14 protein-coding genes are annotated in these 15,800 nt (G+C 40.5%); 9 read left to right on the top strand and 5 right to left on the bottom strand.

Translation table 11 applies throughout. From position 1 onward, the window contains the following. The first annotated feature begins 46 nt into the window (after positions 1–46). Together L1286_RS01440 and L1286_RS01435 are read left to right on the top strand one after the other, a co-directional pair. Positions 47–2,815, top strand: coding sequence for a response regulator (locus tag L1286_RS01440; RefSeq protein WP_235405150.1), 2,769 nt, complete (start codon positions 47–49; stop codon positions 2,813–2,815). A gap of 179 nt (positions 2,816–2,994) precedes the next feature. Further along, complete coding sequence (locus L1286_RS01435; RefSeq protein WP_235405149.1) at positions 2,995–3,189, top strand: (2Fe-2S)-binding protein; 195 nt, start codon at positions 2,995–2,997, stop codon at positions 3,187–3,189. A gap of 53 nt (positions 3,190–3,242) precedes the next feature. Here the strand turns inward: L1286_RS01435 and bfr (L1286_RS01430) are convergent, their stop codons facing one another. After that, on the bottom strand, positions 3,243–3,707 hold the full coding sequence (gene bfr / locus L1286_RS01430) for a bacterioferritin (protein ID WP_235405148.1): 465 nt from the start codon (positions 3,705–3,707) through the stop codon (positions 3,243–3,245). A 12-nt stretch (positions 3,708–3,719) separates the two neighbouring features. Further along, positions 3,720–4,190 (bottom strand): bacterioferritin, encoded by a 471-nt coding sequence (bfr, locus tag L1286_RS01425; RefSeq protein WP_235405147.1) that lies wholly within the window; start codon positions 4,188–4,190, stop codon positions 3,720–3,722. Positions 4,191–4,470: 280 nt separating this feature from the next. Between bfr (L1286_RS01425) and L1286_RS01420 the strand changes: the two genes are divergently transcribed. From L1286_RS01420 to L1286_RS01400, 5 genes are all read left to right on the top strand, one after another. Continuing rightward, positions 4,471–4,977 carry a hypothetical protein gene (locus L1286_RS01420; protein WP_235405146.1) on the top strand — a complete coding sequence of 169 codons (507 nt, stop codon included), beginning with the start codon at positions 4,471–4,473 and terminating at the stop codon, positions 4,975–4,977. Between the two features lie 18 nt (positions 4,978–4,995). Beyond that, positions 4,996–5,610, top strand: coding sequence for a superoxide dismutase (locus L1286_RS01415; RefSeq protein WP_235405145.1), 615 nt, complete (start codon positions 4,996–4,998; stop codon positions 5,608–5,610). Positions 5,611–5,825: 215 nt separating this feature from the next. Further along, complete coding sequence (locus L1286_RS01410; RefSeq protein WP_235405144.1) at positions 5,826–6,611, top strand: hypothetical protein; 786 nt, start codon at positions 5,826–5,828, stop codon at positions 6,609–6,611. Between the two features lie 63 nt (positions 6,612–6,674). Next, positions 6,675–7,256, top strand: coding sequence for a thymidine kinase (locus tag L1286_RS01405; protein ID WP_235405143.1), 582 nt, complete (start codon positions 6,675–6,677; stop codon positions 7,254–7,256). Positions 7,257–7,308: 52 nt separating this feature from the next. Beyond that, the gene (locus tag L1286_RS01400; RefSeq protein ID WP_235405142.1) at positions 7,309–8,637 is read left to right on the top strand and encodes an ATP-binding protein; all 1,329 of its coding nucleotides are present in this window, start codon (positions 7,309–7,311) and stop codon (positions 8,635–8,637) included. Between the two features lie 32 nt (positions 8,638–8,669). Here L1286_RS01400 and rlmF read toward each other — a convergent pair whose 3' ends face one another. Then, a complete protein-coding gene (gene rlmF / locus L1286_RS01395; protein ID WP_235405141.1) occupies positions 8,670–9,548 on the bottom strand; it encodes a 23S rRNA (adenine(1618)-N(6))-methyltransferase RlmF in 879 nt (292 codons plus the stop codon). A 121-nt stretch (positions 9,549–9,669) separates the two neighbouring features. On the opposite strand from rlmF, the gene L1286_RS01390 reads away from it, so the two are divergent. Then, positions 9,670–10,572, top strand: a complete 903-nt coding sequence (locus L1286_RS01390; RefSeq protein ID WP_235405140.1) for an alpha/beta fold hydrolase — start codon at positions 9,670–9,672, stop codon at positions 10,570–10,572. Positions 10,573–10,589: 17 nt separating this feature from the next. Here L1286_RS01390 and L1286_RS01385 read toward each other — a convergent pair whose 3' ends face one another. Together L1286_RS01385 and L1286_RS01380 are read right to left on the bottom strand one after the other, a co-directional pair. After that, entirely contained in the window at positions 10,590–12,026 is a 1,437-nt protein-coding gene (locus L1286_RS01385) for a tetratricopeptide repeat-containing sulfotransferase family protein (protein ID WP_235405139.1), read from the bottom strand. 96 nt (positions 12,027–12,122) lie between these two features. Further along, positions 12,123–14,744, bottom strand: a complete 2,622-nt coding sequence (locus tag L1286_RS01380; RefSeq protein WP_235405138.1) for a TonB-dependent receptor plug domain-containing protein — start codon at positions 14,742–14,744, stop codon at positions 12,123–12,125. Positions 14,745–15,297: 553 nt separating this feature from the next. Between L1286_RS01380 and L1286_RS01375 the strand changes: the two genes are divergently transcribed. Next, positions 15,298–15,663, top strand: a complete 366-nt coding sequence (locus tag L1286_RS01375) for a hypothetical protein (RefSeq protein ID WP_235405137.1) — start codon at positions 15,298–15,300, stop codon at positions 15,661–15,663. Positions 15,664–15,800 lie beyond the last annotated feature (137 nt).

Raw genomic sequence — 15,800 nt, 5'->3', positions numbered from 1 at the left:
TACCAGCTTTCCTTTATTTTTTAATAGAATATAAAAGGAGCTGGTATTGCTAAATTACATCACAAAGTTACCGAAAGTGGTTGTTGCGCTCTTTTTGGGCGTTTTAGGTGGTATAGCCAACCTGCTACCAATTTGGTTTTTAGATAGCTCAGAGTTCCTGTTTGGGCAATTGTTTGTCATTCTCTGTTTGCTCGCTCTAGGATGGCAGTATGCTATTTTAGCGGTTGGGATCGGTGCTATATTCTTGCTGTATCGGTGGGGCCATTGCCTGCCGTCCGTTGTTTTTTTAATCGAAATTATATGGTTGCAGGTATTCTGTGTAAGAGCAAATAAACCCTTGTTTATGAGGGGACTAGGGTTTTGGGTGCTATTTGGGATCCCCATCCTATTTATTATGGGCAAGTTTGTACTGGGGCTAACATTACTTGTTATCTTTACTGCGCTTGCTAAGTATATGATCAATGCTGCGGTCTACCTAGCAATCGTCGATCTCACTTCTTTATTTTTATTCAAACGGGTATGGCAAGCCAAATCGCTTTATCAGATCCTCAATTACATGATAAGCCACCTGATAATTTTGGTTGTCCTGATAACAACTATTGTTCTGACTAACAGCCATTACAAGCGCATTGAATTTGAAGTTACCGCACAGTTGCATGATGCTTCTATGAGTGCATTGAAACAAATTGATGACTACTTAGAAAGTTACCGCCGCGCAATTAATATTGCAGCGCAAGATATACAGTCGGGTGTAGATAAGCAACAGGTCATTAGCCGCTTAGTTGATACTTACCCCAACTTTAGAACGGCGATTGTCGCTGACCAAAGTGCATTTGTGACACACTTTTATCCCAATGCTTTAAAAACCAGTTTAGTGGGGGAAGTCCCCTCGGTGGCTGATAGAGAGTACTTTATCCAAGCACCTTATTATCCTAATGGTTATGTGTCTGGTATCTTCCAAGGCCGGGGGTTTGGCAATGATCCTGTTGTTGCCGTGTCCGCGCCTTTGTATGAGGATGGTGTTTTCCAAGGCATCGTAGAGAGCTCTTTATTCTTTGAATCGTTTGAGCAGTTCATACCGAAAGTACTCGCACAAAAAGGGCATTTACTGATAGTCGACCATGAGAACAACATTGTTTTCAGTTCTCTTAAATCGGACTTTAATATACTGGACAATGTTGCGAATGATCAGCTGGCAGAACTCACAGAGTCGACTGATGAGATATATATTAGCAATAATCGAGATGTGTTTTATCGACAAAGTGTAGAGTCTGACATTTTTAATTGGCGCGTGATCAGCCTAATTGAAAGAAAGCATGTCAATATTGCTGTGGCGTCGGCATGGATACAGTCATTTGTTTTGGCGTTATTTATCATCGCCATTAGTAGTTTTTTAGTAAATCGAATGACCAGAGTATTTACCAAGCCCATCGTTGATTTGAGCCATAGTATCCACTCTTTTGACCCTGGAGCAAAAATGTCGGAGGTCAAAAATACCTCGGAAGGCAGTTGCTTAGAGGTAATTACATTGCAGCAACAGTTTTCTCAATTGGCCTTTAAATTGTCAATGAATTTCGCCAAGTTAAACAGTGCCAATCATGAGAATGAACAGCTTAACCGCAAGTTAAAAGATTTTAACGAGCACCTGGAGCAAGAGGTCAGTGAAAAAACGGAAGAGTTGATCAGTGCATTAGAGCAAGCAAACAAAGCCAGCTCTGCGAAAAGTCAATTTTTAGCGAATATGAGTCATGAGATCAGAACCCCGCTAAATGGGATAATTGGTATGTCGGAAGAGTTAATCGGCAGTGAGTGCAATCCAGAGTCAAAGTCGCAATTGGATATCATTCATCAGTCGGCGCATAAACTGCTTTTGATTTTAAATGACATCCTTGATTATTCAAAAATAGAAGCGGGTGCACTTGAGTTGTCAAAACATGACACTGACGTACAAAAGTTTGTAAAAAGCATATCCACTGCATTTGAAAAGTCCCTTAACAAGCCGAATGTTGAATTTATTTGTACGGTGGATAATAGCGTGCCAGCTATTTTAGAGTTTGATGACCTGCGATTAAGCCAAGTGATTAATAACCTTTTAAGTAACGCTGGCAAATTCACAGAAAAGGGGAGTATCAAACTGGATGTTGGCTATGAGCAGGGCGTTTTCAAGCTCCGAGTGAAAGATACCGGAATAGGCATTGCACACAATGCCCAAAAAGATTTATTTGATGAGTTTACTCAAGCCGACCTGTCTACAACAAGGAAATATGGAGGAACGGGGCTTGGGTTGACGATTTGTAAACGCTTAATAGCTTTGATGGATGGCCAGTTGAGTTTTCAATCGACAGAAAATATTGGCAGTGAGTTTGTCGTAGAGCTCCCCGCTGAGATTGGTAATTCACCAAAACGAGTACCCGTAAGAGCCGAACTCCCAAATCTAGAAAATATTAAAATTCTATTGGTTGAGGATAATCCGATTAACCAAATTGTTGCTACCCAGTTTTTAGCGAAAACAGGCTGTGTAATTGCAAAAGCTCAGGATGGGCTGGAAGCGCTTAAAGCCATCGAAGAGCAGATATTTGACTTAATCTTAATGGATTGCCAAATGCCCAATATGGATGGGTTTGAATGCACGAGGATCATTCGTCAGCAGCCAAAGAAATATGGTACGCCACATATCATTGCAATTACAGCAAATGCATTTCCTGAGGATAAAGAGAAGTGCTTACAGGCTGGTATGGATGATTTTGTTGCAAAACCAATAGAGTCACAAGCTTTGTATGCGTGTCTGGCCGATTGGAAGCGAAGAAACGCCTGATAAAGTTGATGGTTAATTGCGCAAACCAGCATAGTTTGGGGTTTTAGCTAAAAATAAAACTCCTTATCTATCAATGTTATTAGTAATTATTCTCATTTTTATACTTATGCTTGTTGATAACTATTTTTGTTTAGATTAAACTTATTCCCAGTTGATGTAATTGAGATTGGTTTTCATTCATGTATATTTGTATTTGTCACGGAGTTACCGACAATAAAATCGCACAAGCCATTGATGATGGTGCGAGATCTATGAGAGATCTTAGTAAAGAGCTTGGCGTAGGTACACAGTGTGGTAAATGCTGTAATTGTACAAAGAAAATATTGAACGAAAAGCTAATCGACATCGTTGATGTGACAGAGCAAGTCGCGTAGTAATTTAAACATAAAAAAAGGGCCGAGTGGCCCTTTTTTATTTTGCTCAAGATTTACATTTGAGACTGAAGGTAATTTTCAGTGCCCATCGCTTTAAATAGATGTAACTGCGTTTCCAACCAATCTATTTGTTCTTCCTGCTCACTTTGGATGTTATCTAACGCTTCTCTGCTGATATAATCTTGCTTTTCTTCACATAGTGCAATGGCACTTTGCAAGTCGACTAAAGAGGCTTCTTCAAATTGCATATTTGCCTTCAACATTTCAGGCACATTTTCACCGATATTCAATCTGCCGAGATCTTGTAAGTTAGGCAGTCCTTCTAAAAATAAAATACGCTCAATCAGTCTGTCGGCATTCTTCATTTTCTGGATGGATACTTTATAGTCCGCCTTATCGAGCTTTGGAAAGCCAAAATCTTTGAACATACGCGCATGTAAAAAATACTGGTTAATACCTACAAGCTCATTAGCAAGCACTTTGTTCAGTGCAACAATGACTTCTCTATCACCTTTCATTGACTGGGCTCCTTATACAAGTTGCGTTTGCAGATAGTTTTGAATGCCGACTTTGCCGATTAGGCCAATTTGCTGTTCAAGCCAATAAACATGGTCTTCTTCAGTATCAAACAGTAATTTCTCTAGTACCGCACGAGACTGGTAGTCCTGTTCTTCTTCACATGCTTTGATTGCATCTTTTACACACGCCACAACTTCTAACTCTAGTTTGAGGTCATTTTCCATCATTGATTTTACGTCATGACCGATTAACAGATCACGGCGCTTAGTCATATTCGGCACGCCTTCTAGAAATAAAATACGCTTTATTAACCAATCTGCATGGGTTGTTTCTTCTTCCATTTCATGATTTAGACGTTCATACAATTTGTTTAAGCCCCAATCTTCATACATACGTGAGTGGATGAAATATTGGTCGATAGCTGCCAATTCATTTGCCAGTAGTGCATTAAATGCATCAATGATCTTTTGTTTACCTTTCATAGGTCTTTCCTCAAACTCTGACTGATGGGGCTATTGTATATAAAGAGAATAACTTGTCAATAAATTCCTTATAAATCAATGGTTTATCAATTGATTCTTATTCTCATTTTCGTTGTCATTTCTGCTATTAGCTCGTTTCTAATCAAGGTTTCGATAAATATCGATGAGAATTTATCAAGTCAAATGCAAATGATCCCAATAATGCAAATAAAAACAATTTGCATTAAGGTGTTTGTTTTGTATATAGTTGTCGGGTCTACAGCAATCTGAGGGGAGCGTAATGGCCCTAACTGAGCAACTCGATACTTCTGTTGAAACTCCTTTGGAGTATGCATTAGCACCTTGGCAGTATGCCATTAAGTCTGGAAACGATGCTTTCCAACATGGAGAGTTTAACTCTGCACGAGATCGCTATCAAAGTGCATTGAATCTCGCGGGTCATTTACTAGAGAGGTTTGTTAATAGTGAAGTGTGCGAAGAGCAGTTAGTTGCGATTGAGCACTGTTGTCCAGCTCTAGTGGTCGCTGCACACAATTTGGCTGATTGCTTTATTGCACTGTCGAACCCTGAGAGGGCGTGTGAACAACTAATAGAAGTGCATAGTGTCATGCTAAACCTAGTTCAAAACACGTGCGTTGAAATCGTTGAGATTGCCTGTCACCACTTACATAAAACAAGGCAAGAGCTGATTCATTTTGCTTCTTGTCACCCCCATCTTCCTGAGCTTATTGAACAAGTCAATATCGCTATGGAAGGTGGATTCAACCGTCCACACATAGTCCACTAAAGTAAATGAGGAAATATCATGGCTTTTACATTGCCACAGCTACCGTATGCTTACGACGCTTTAGAACCACACATTGACACGAGAACAATGGAAATTCACCATACCTTGCATCATCAAACTTACGTCAGTAAAGCGAATGCTGCGCTTGAGGGCACAGAGTATGCGGATCGCGAACTTGAAGAGCTACTCAAAAATATAGATAGCCTACCTGAAAACTTAAAAGGTGCCGTGAGAGATCATGTTGGTGGTCACCACAACCATAGTTTATTTTGGACAATCATGTCATCAGAGGGAGGGACTCTTCACGAAGGGTCACTGGCTACAGCCATTTCAGACACATTCGGTAGCTTCGATAAGTTTAAAGAGCTATTTACTGGCGCTGCAGTCAGTCGTTTTGGTAGTGGTTGGGCGTGGTTAGTTGTTACTGCTGATGGCAAATTAGAAGTAACAAGCTCACTAAATCAAGACAGCCCGCTAATGGACAACAAAACACCAATTTTAGGCTTGGATGTTTGGGAGCACGCGTATTACTTAAAGTATCAAAACCGCCGTCCAGAGTACATAGCGGCGTTTTACAATGTCATTAATTGGGTTGAGGTTGAAAAGCGCTATTTAGCAGCAATTGCCGGTTAATCAACATCAGTAGCACCGCTTAATTTGAGCGGTGCTACTTAATCCGCCTGAGTGGTCAATTTGTACACGCCTAAATCATGCAATTAGTCCTATTCAAAGAAATAGTCACTTTCCATGAGAGACGCAGATAAAACTGTGCGCTATAGTATAGGTAAGTCTTTGGCATTTAAGTTTATATAACGAGCTGCCAAACATCATTATATTACGTGGACAGTATGCGATTTCTTACCGTCGTTTTATTTGCAATTTTCTCTTCGTTTGCTTCGGCTACGACGTTTATTACGGTCTGTTATGAAGACAAGCATGCCCCACCATTTTTTGTGGGTAGCGGATTTGACGTGCCAGAAAAGCGTCCAGGTGCCACCATTGAGATACTCCAGAGTCTCGATAGACATGTATCGACGGTAAGGATGGTGTTTGTTCGAAAGCCTTGGCAGCGATGCTTAAAGGACATTAAAAACAACAAAGTTGATGCTGTTGTCGCATCTTACCGACCAGAGCGTAGTCGTTTTTTGCAATTTCCCAAAAACTTAGATGGCAGTATTAATTTGTCACTCGCGATTAGTATGCTTGGCACTTGTTTGGTCGGTAAAGAGGGGCTCGCAATTGACATCGCAAACCGAAATTTTCCATTGAGCTTGGCTGCGCCAAGAGGGTATGCGGTGCTTAGTACGCTTCAACAAGAGTTATATCGCGTAATTTTGACTGATTCACAAGAAGATGCGTACCAATTGGTTCTGAAAAGCTTAGTTGATGGCTCTTTGGGTTTGTGTAAAATTTATGACGAGCAGATAGCAGGCTTCCCCCACAGTGATCAATTACAAGCAGTTTATCCACCGGTAGATATCAGTTATGGCTATCTCGCGCTTTCAAAAGAGTTTACCGAGCAAAACCCAGATGTAGCACAAAGCTTGTGGGATCAGCTTGGTAGCATGCCACTGCATAAGTATTACCTTGATTATGTTAATAACCCTGACAATTATAAACTTCCAAGGTATTGATTGTGGTCATATTAGAATTCTTTATGTAGACTAACGCGCACTGATATACTCTGTGAGCTCACCATGGCACAACTTTACTTCTATTATTCAGCAATGAACGCTGGCAAGTCTACAACGCTTTTGCAATCTGCATTTAATTATCGCGAACGGGGAATGACGCCATTTATTTTAACCGCTGCCATAGATAATCGCGCCGGAGTTGGTAAAGTAGCATCACGAATCGGTTTAGAGGCTGATGCATGCACATTCGAGCCCTCTTCAAATGTGTTTGACTTGATAAGCAGACACCATCAAGAACAAAAGCTCGACTGTATTTTGGTCGATGAAAGTCAGTTTTTAAGTAAACAGCAAGTGTCCCAGCTTACGGATGTGGTAGATAGTTTGGGGGTGCCTGTATTGTGTTATGGTTTGCGCACTGATTTTATGGGTGAACTTTTTGAAGGAGCAAAGTATCTTCTTGCTTGGGCTGATAAACTCATCGAACTAAAGACAGTTTGTCACTGTGGGCGAAAAGCAAACCATGTTTTGCGTTTAGATGAGCACGGTAATGCGATTTCAGGCGGTAACCAAGTTGAAATCGGCGGTAATGACCGGTATGTATCTGTTTGTAGAAAACACTATAAATCAGAACTTAATAAGTTGTAATTCTAAGTTTTTTTAACCATGCTTAGGCTATCAATCTAAATATTTGGTAGCCATGTCTAACTCTTCTTTTTCATTTTTAGCCAGCGAATCTGGCAAAACACCCTCGACTACCAATCATGCACCTTGGACAGTGTTACTTGTCGATGATGAGCCCGAAATACATCAAGTCACAAAAATGGCACTGTCTCGGTTTACTTACGAAGATAGAACGTTGGAATTTTTACATGCATATTCTAAGCGTGAGGCGCTCGAGATTATGCGTTCAAATGACGAAATTAGCGTCATTCTGCTCGATGTGATTATGGAAACAGACACTGCGGGCTTAGACTGTGTGAGAGAGATACGCCACGTCCTAAAGAATAAAGCAGTGCGTATCATACTCAGAACAGGTCAGCCAAGTACTATTCCAGAGCATGAAGTAATGCTCAAATACGATATTAACGATTATAAAAACAAAGTGGATTTAACCAAGTCACGGTTATACATTGTTATGACCAGTGCTTTACGCGCCTATCAGGATATAAAACGACAGGCTGAGTTAATTACAGCGCTTAAAGATCTCAATGACAATTTGGAAGCACGTGTAACGGAGCGAACTTCTGAATTACAGTTAGCTAATTTAGAACTCATCCATGCCAAACAGCAAATTATTGCGCAACAACAATCTTTACTGCAGTCAGAAAAAATGGCATCAATTGGTCAACTTGCCGCTGGTGTTGCACATGAGATTAATAACCCTTTGGGCGCGATGAAGTGTAACTTTGATGTGCTAAATGACTACATAACTAAGTTTAAAGGACAAGTGGAAGCACTTGGTCTAGAAGGCGTTGATGACGATCTGTTAGAAATTGCTGAAGTAATAGAAGACACGAGCATAGACATAGAGAGAATCGAGAAGATAGTCAGTGCGCTATCTATCTTTAATGGTGTTTCCGCTGAGGAAAGCACATCTGTGAATATAAAGGCGTTGTTAGAGCAATATGTTGCGACCCTTTCACAACCTCCGGTACTGTCGTTTTCATGTGACGAAGACACCGATTGGAATATTGACTGCTGTAGGAGCCAACTCCTACAAATTTTGAACGTCTTACACATTAACGCGCTTGAGTCAGGCTCCACAGAAAAAGGGATTGAGTTGCAAGTGGTGTCCAATCCAAAGTCAATGCATCTTATAATTAAAGACCAAGGTGAGGGAATTCAACAGCATTGCTTAAATCGAATTTTTGACCCTTTTTATACTACAAAACCAGTTGGGCAAAATTTAGGATTAGGTTTAACAATTGCACTTGTTTTGGTTAAAAATAATAATGGAAAAATAAGCGTAGAGTCCAAATCTGGAGTTGGAAGTTGTTTTGATGTTAGCTTTTCAAAAGGTGAATGAGCAAACTCAATTTGCCTGCTCATTTTGTATTTTTAGCACGAGTAACGCCATGCTAAAAAGCGACTTTGTTTGTTACCTTGCTGCATTTTAACAGTTTTGAATTGACTCACTTTTTGTTGCTTTAGTAACTTCGTTAACGGCGATACGTTGTCTTTTTTAGACAACAAACACGTAAACCAGCCAACTTGCTCCTTAAAGTGGGCACTTTGTAAAACCATGTTTTTGACAAAACCAAGTTCTCCGCCTTCGCACCATAGCTCAGGTGCGTGGCCGCCAAAGTTCAATGAATTCTTCCCCGCTGTGTGATCTATGCCCAGATTTCTCCATTTCCGCTGAGTGCCTTTTTGCGCTTCTTCTGCACTGGCGTGAAAAGGCGGATTACACATTGTTATGTCAAAATAATCTGTTTCACCAATAATGCCCGAAAAAATCTGTTCAGTATTTTTCTGAAGCTTCACTTTCACATCTAACTTATTCGCTTTTGATATGTTTTGCGCAATTTTAACTGCAACGTCATTGATTTCTGAGCCGACAAATCGCCAGCGATAAATGGATTGGCCAAGTATTGGGTATATGAGGTTAGCGCCCGTGCCGATATCAAGACATTTTATAGATTTTCCTGTTGGAATTTGGCCTGCGTTATCATGTGCCAAAAGGTCTGCGAGCGCATGGATGTAGTCAGCTCGCCCCGGCACGGGTGGGCAAAGAAATTGCTCAGGCAGATCCCAATACTTAATACCATAATGCGCAGACAACAATGCTTTATTGAGCAGTAAAACAGCTGACTTGTCTGCGAAGTTTAAAGTGCTTTCGCCATTTGGTTTGGCGATGAGATGATTTTCAAGCTCTGGCACATGTTTAATCAATAAAGGAAAGTCATAACCAGGTAAATGTTTGTTTCTAGAGTGCATAGTAAAAAAAGGCGCTAAATAATTGCCAACGATTATACCTTAAATTATGAGATGTAACTATGAGGTTTACTTTTGGATGTGTTAACTGGTACGATGAGTTAAAAAATATAATTGACGATTCATGATCACACAAAAATCCCTATTTGTGCCTTTACCCTGCTCAGGCTCTTTGCACTTAAGGCATATATATCATGAGCAAAAGGCGGGCCCGGTTGTTCTGTTTCTTCATGGTGCTATTGAAAATGGCAAGATTTTCTATACACATAGTAACAAAGGCTTGGCGCCTTTTATGGCGCTCAATGGTTATCGGTGCTTCGTTTTGGACCTGAGGGGAAGGGGGGAAAGCTTTCCTTTAATTGGGTCTGGACATGAGTATGGCCAAACAGAATCTATTTTAGAAGACGTGCCACTTGCACTGTCGTTTATTGAGCAATTTACCGGGACTAAACCACAGTTTTGGGTCGCGCACTCTTGGGGAGGTGTACTCATGAACAGTGTATTTGCTCGTTTCCCTGAAGAAATTGAACCAGTAGATGCCTGCGTATATTTTGGCTCTAAGCGCAGTTTACATAATAACCACCCAGAAAAGCTGCTAAAAGCAAATTTACTGTGGTATTGGCTGGCACACCGGTATTCAAAAAAATACGGTTATTTACCGGCAAAAGAACTGAAATGGGGCTCCGATAATGAAACCGTAAAATCTCATTTGCAAAGTGTACAGTGGGCAAAGAAGAAGCCATGGATAGACAGTGATGATGGTTTTGACTATGCTCAGGCATTGCAATCTCAAGTGTTGCCGCCCACATTGCATATTGCTGGCGTTAAAGACAAAGCGCTTGCTCAGCCAATAGACATTAAAATGTTTATGAAAGAGTCAGGTAAGGGGATTCAAACGCTTAATATCTATGGTAAAAAAAATGGCCATGGTCATAATTATGGACACATCGATATGCTGACTCACCCAAAAGCACAAGATGACCAGTTTAAAGATTTATTAAAGTGGCTGGAGCTTTATAGAAAGTAGGGCAGGTGCGACGTGCCTTACTTTTCACTTAATACACTTTCTATTTGCTTTTCGAAGGTTTTCCAACGGCTTAAAGAGCGCGTGTGCAAAGGCTGTCTAACCTGTACTTTGCTTAATGTCTCTACTTTTCCTCGGCTTTTGTAAAATTCCATACACTCTGGTTCATACTTTAGGAATAGAAAGTTGAGCAGTTTTTGTATGTTTCTTTCGGGTTCTTCAATCAGCTTTTCATAGCTTATCGAATATATATTGCGCTTCATAAAAGGCTTAAAATGCGACATAACTTGTTCTTCAATCGACGCATATTGTTGGTATTCGGTAAGGGAGCAAAAATAGGGTTCATCTTCAGCAAAATGATTGCTGTATACAGACCAGGCATTGGCCATAAAGTCTCTGGTTAAATGAATAAATCTAGCTTGAGGGAAAATCTTATAAATCAAACCAATATTCTGAAAGTTCGCCGGTAATTTATTTAAGACGACCTCTTCTTGTACGCGGTTTTTTTTGATTTCATCAACATAGACATTTCGACAGTAATCTAACATCGATGTGCTGACATCCAGTGAGCACTCAGGAAATTTCCGTTCGGTTCTCATCTCGAGATAAGGGACGATTTTGTCACTGACGACAATGCTTTCACCTATACTACCAACTTGGCTGTGTTGCGTGAGGATTTGTTCTAATAAAGTAGACCCCGTTCTTGGGAGTCCGACAATAAACACTGGGGTAAAGGTTGACTGAACCTTGTCCGTTGGTTTTTCAAAAAAAGTACGATCAAATGTACTTAATAGTCGGTTGAAAAACGGCAACATATCCACAGTTCTAAATTCGCACTGCTCAAGTTGAAGCGCATTGGCTTTTTCATAGAACTCAAATGCTTTTTCATTCTCGCCCAGTGCTTGATAACCTGTTGCCAGCGCATGATATGAAATAATTTGAAACTTTGGATGCTCATATTTGCCGTCGAGGCTTTCTAAGCGTTGTATCAAGGCGGGAATTTCGGCAGGAGGTTGAAGTTGCATCAATTCAAAAATCATAAAGACCGATACGCCGGATGGCGGGCACTCCAAGCCTTTTTCGAATACTTGTGTCGCATTATCAATAAAACCATGATCTAGATAGAACTGCCCTAAGTGATAATGGATTTGAGCATTATGTTTAGCTACGCTCAATGCATATTCCAAAACGGTTTTTGCGTCTACTGGGGAACCAACTGCAATAAATGCATCGGCAAGGGCGTACAGTGGATCGAGCATCTTAGGTAAGTGCTCGCATGCTCTTTTTAGGTAATAAATGGCATTGTCGTATTGCTCTAAGCGCATACAGATCCTACCTAATCCAAACAGAGCCTTCCCATTTTTAGGGTTTTGTTTTAGCACTTGCTTAAACATAAACTCTGCCTCTCTGAGGCGATTCTCAAGTAGTAATTCTGTGGCGCGATCTAAAAGTAGCATATCTTGTAAGCTTTTTATTTTTAACTAAATAATAAAAATAAAAAGAGGAAATAGCCATCGCTAATTCCTCTTTTGCTTCTGGGTTACAGATAAAGTTTAGAACGTATACGTTGCTTTGACGTAATAATAACCACCATTTATGCCAAATGGAGAGGTTTCGTAGTAAACACCACCCCATGTATTTTTAGCTGTTGTGGTCGCATTACCTTCCTCATAAAAGTCGATGACTTCCTCAGCATCTTGATCGAAGATATTGTTTGCACCGACGGTTAAGCTAATGTTTTCTGTAGCATAGTACGTCAATTCAGCATCAAACGTGAATGTTGGATCCGCCATAATAGCGGTTGCATCGTAGTCTACGTGAACACCTTGATACTCGCCAAAGTAGTTATAACGGATGAAGCCTGAGAAGTCTTCCCACTGCTGTGACCAAGTGTAAGTTGCTCTATGTTGTGGCAAATCGTTTTCTAAGCGTTTTACTTTGAATGCACCGGTGATAGCAGAGAACTTATCAACGGTCGTTTCATTCCAGTTATAAGCCATACTGAAAGTGGCAAAGCCACCAAGTAAATCCATTGAGTAGTTAGCAACTACATCCACACCTTGAGTTGTAGTATCAAAATCGTTTGTGAAGAATGATACTTGCGCGATGCTATCAACGTTAGGGACGCCGTCTGCTTTCAGTGCATCTTTTTGGGCTGGTGTCAGGTTGATCTTATCAGATTGACTCAATCGATCTTCAACTTGGATGTTGTAGTAATCAATGGTTAAGAACAAATCCCCTGTCTGATAAACAAAGCCAAGCGTATAACTCTCTGACTCTTCAGGCTGGAGTTCAGTACCACCTAATATTTCTGACACTGGGTTAGTCGGGGGTAATAATGCAGAGTCTACTAACACACCGCTACTTAAATTGGTTTGAACATTACTGACGTTTGCTTGGCCTACAGTGGGTGCACGGAAGCCTGTACTTACAGAGCCCCTAACAGATAGATCATCGGTTATCTGATACTGACCCATGATTTTGAAGTTAGTTGTTGAACCGAACGAATCATAATCTTCAAATCGTAAAGCCCAACCCATCAGGAAGTCATCAGTGAATGGGGTTTCGATATCTACGTATGCTGCGTAGTTTCTACGAGAAAACTCGCCTGCCGCAGAAGGTTGGAATCCAGGAAAACCATTAGATCCAATACCAAAGCCCTGTTGGGTAAGTGGTCCTGCAATGAACGAGGCCTCATCACCTGCAATCACCTCGAACGTTTCTTCGTGCCACTCAAGGCCCGCAGCAACGTTTACTTCATAAGCGAGACCAAAGTCGAACCCTTTAGACACATCAAAGTTAAAGTTCTTCTCTAATTGAATATATTTACCAGGACTAAACTCCATGGGGGTTTCTGCACCCAATGAAGCGTTCACCGTATTTGTAATGAAGTATCGTGATTCATTTCGGCCCACCGAGCCACTTAAGTCGTAATACCCGCCTTCCATGAAGCCTTCAGTGAATTCGCCTTTTGTACCAATCGTCAATGACGTATCAGTGATGTTACCACCAAAGTTAGGCGTGAAACCGCCAGGTAAAATTTCATTGAAGGCAAAGCAGTTTCTACCTAGCTCTGTATCGGCCGCAATCTGCTGATAGGCAGCAATAGTTGCAACGTTATATATCTGATTACCTTCGCTGTCACGTAAATTTACTGTAGGGCAGTCTATCCCGTTGTTTAGTCCATCTAAATCACCGACGAGTAGGGTTGCACCGCCATCATTTGAATAGACCTGTGGACGAGTTTGAGGGTTACGGTAGTAGAATCCACCTTTTACATCACGCTCAGAATAATTACCAAACATATAAAATTCTGAGCTGTTACTTAGTTCAAGTCCGACATTACCAAATATCGTAATGTCATCCTTAATCTCTGGTGCCCCCCAAATTTGCGCTGGGTTTCTAACACCTTCTACATTGGCGTCAATATAGCGTTGAGCATCAGGTCTTTGTACACTTCGGCTAGTGGGGTCAGCTTCTTTATATTGGAAGCTCAAGTTTACGAAACCTTGATCTGTGAACGGCAAGCCTACGTTACCTTCAATTGTTGTAGTGTCGCCATCACCTTCATAATATTCGCCTTGTTTGACGGAGAAGCTGCCGCCCTCTGACGCATCTTTTAAGACGAAGTTGAGTACCCCTGCAATTGCATCTGAGCCGTATTGCGCTGCCGCACCATCTCGAAGCACTTCGACTTGTTTGAGCGCTATACTTGGTATAACTGAAATATCTGGGCCTTGGGCACCATCGTTAATACCGCCACCTAAAAACGCAATAACTGACGAGCGGTGTCTGCGTTTACCGTTTAGAAGGATTAACGTTGAATCAGCTGGTAAACCTCGAAGGTTCGCCGGACGCACTAAACTTGCAGCGTCACTTATTGGGTTTGCATGAACATTAAGTGAGGGAACAGAGCCTTTTAGCAACTCAAGCATATCATCACCACCGGCTTTACTGAGTTCGTCACCACCAATAATATCAATTGGGACAGGTGACTCACCCACCGATCTCGGTGCTGCCCTTGAGCCGACTACGGCTATCTTTTCTATGTCTTTGTTTGCTCCATCTTCTCTGGCATCCGCCAAAGCATTAAATGACGCTATTGTCGTAATAGCGGCAGTAGTTGAAATGGCAAATTTAATCGCACTTCTAAGTTTGCATCTCTGTAGTTTCATCCTGTTTCCCCAGTTTTAACTTTTTTATTTGCTGATTAACAGCTTAACATTGTTAACATTAAGATAACATTGCAAAAGGATTTTGCCTATACTATCAATCAAATAGTTAACACATTTATAAAAGTAGCAGTGAATTTTTCAAGTTCAACTTTTTGATTGATTTAATTGCTTTTTATCTTTCTGTGTGAATTTTTTATGCTCTGGGTGTGATTTTTTGATATTTTTATGTTTTTATAACAGGTACTTACTATGTTGCAATAACGTGTTTAATTTTTATTTTTTTACGATTTTAAGTCGAGAGTTGGACGTTTGTTTACTTATTTTAGCAAGGTATTCTTTTATTTTTATATGTTTACAAAGCAAAAAGGGTTCTTTTAATTTTTACCAAAAACATTAAATAAACGTAAAGTTTATTTAATGTTTTTCTTTGCAATGCAAAAAATTAGTCTGTACACAGTTGTAGAGACTGACAGTTGATTTAGCATGAATATCCTCACGATTTTTGTCACAAAATTTGCTAAAATCAGATAAAAGGACCTGATGTTGGGTGCAGATGAAGTTGATAAAAGTGGCGCATAAAGCGCCGATAAGAGTTGTTCGAATTAGTCGCAAGCGGCAAAAGCTGCGATTAAAACGCGCGTTAATTTCGTTAAAAGGTGCGCTTGCTCAAGAAAAGCAAGAGACCGAAGAAATGCTAGATATTTACAAACGTTACACCCAAGGGGATGCATCCAAAGCTGAGTTAAGAACCGCCAATAAGCAATTTGTAGATATTTTAAAAGGGCTTGGTTTAGGCGTGTTTGCCATATTACCGTTTGCACCAATTACCATTCCAATCATCATCGCATTGGGAAATAAACTCGGTGTTGATGTACTGCCTAGTTCATTTTCAACTCAAAGAGATTCTAAAACCAAATAAGCTTGGCAAGGAATGTGCACTTAATAACGTCAAGCGAGCAATGGCCTTCAAAAGGTATATCGACATATGTCGGTGATTCACATACTCAACAGATTTCTGAAAATATAGTAAAAACTTACCCTTATAACGGTGAATTG

The sequence above is a fragment of the Pseudoalteromonas sp. SMS1 genome (genome assembly GCF_021530565.1).
GTDB lineage: Bacteria > Pseudomonadota > Gammaproteobacteria > Enterobacterales > Alteromonadaceae > Pseudoalteromonas.
This window is presented reverse-complemented; position numbering and strand designations above follow the sequence as displayed.

Coding starts and splice junctions, on each gene's coding strand:
- L1286_RS01405 (WP_235405143.1), top strand. CDS start 6,675: ATGGCACAACTTTACTTCTATTATTCAGCAATGAACGCTGGCAAGTCT.
- L1286_RS01435 (WP_235405149.1), top strand. CDS start 2,995: ATGTATATTTGTATTTGTCACGGAGTTACCGACAATAAAATCGCACAA.
- L1286_RS01385 (WP_235405139.1), bottom strand. CDS start 12,026: ATGCTACTTTTAGATCGCGCCACAGAATTACTACTTGAGAATCGCCTC.
- L1286_RS01400 (WP_235405142.1), top strand. CDS start 7,309: ATGTCTAACTCTTCTTTTTCATTTTTAGCCAGCGAATCTGGCAAAACA.
- L1286_RS01390 (WP_235405140.1), top strand. CDS start 9,670: ATGATCACACAAAAATCCCTATTTGTGCCTTTACCCTGCTCAGGCTCT.
- bfr (WP_235405148.1), bottom strand. CDS start 3,707: ATGAAAGGTGATAGAGAAGTCATTGTTGCACTGAACAAAGTGCTTGCT.
- bfr (WP_235405147.1), bottom strand. CDS start 4,190: ATGAAAGGTAAACAAAAGATCATTGATGCATTTAATGCACTACTGGCA.
- L1286_RS01380 (WP_235405138.1), bottom strand. CDS start 14,744: ATGAAACTACAGAGATGCAAACTTAGAAGTGCGATTAAATTTGCCATT.
- rlmF (WP_235405141.1), bottom strand. CDS start 9,548: ATGCACTCTAGAAACAAACATTTACCTGGTTATGACTTTCCTTTATTG.
- L1286_RS01415 (WP_235405145.1), top strand. CDS start 4,996: ATGGCTTTTACATTGCCACAGCTACCGTATGCTTACGACGCTTTAGAA.
- L1286_RS01410 (WP_235405144.1), top strand. CDS start 5,826: ATGCGATTTCTTACCGTCGTTTTATTTGCAATTTTCTCTTCGTTTGCT.
- L1286_RS01420 (WP_235405146.1), top strand. CDS start 4,471: ATGGCCCTAACTGAGCAACTCGATACTTCTGTTGAAACTCCTTTGGAG.
- L1286_RS01375 (WP_235405137.1), top strand. CDS start 15,298: ATGAAGTTGATAAAAGTGGCGCATAAAGCGCCGATAAGAGTTGTTCGA.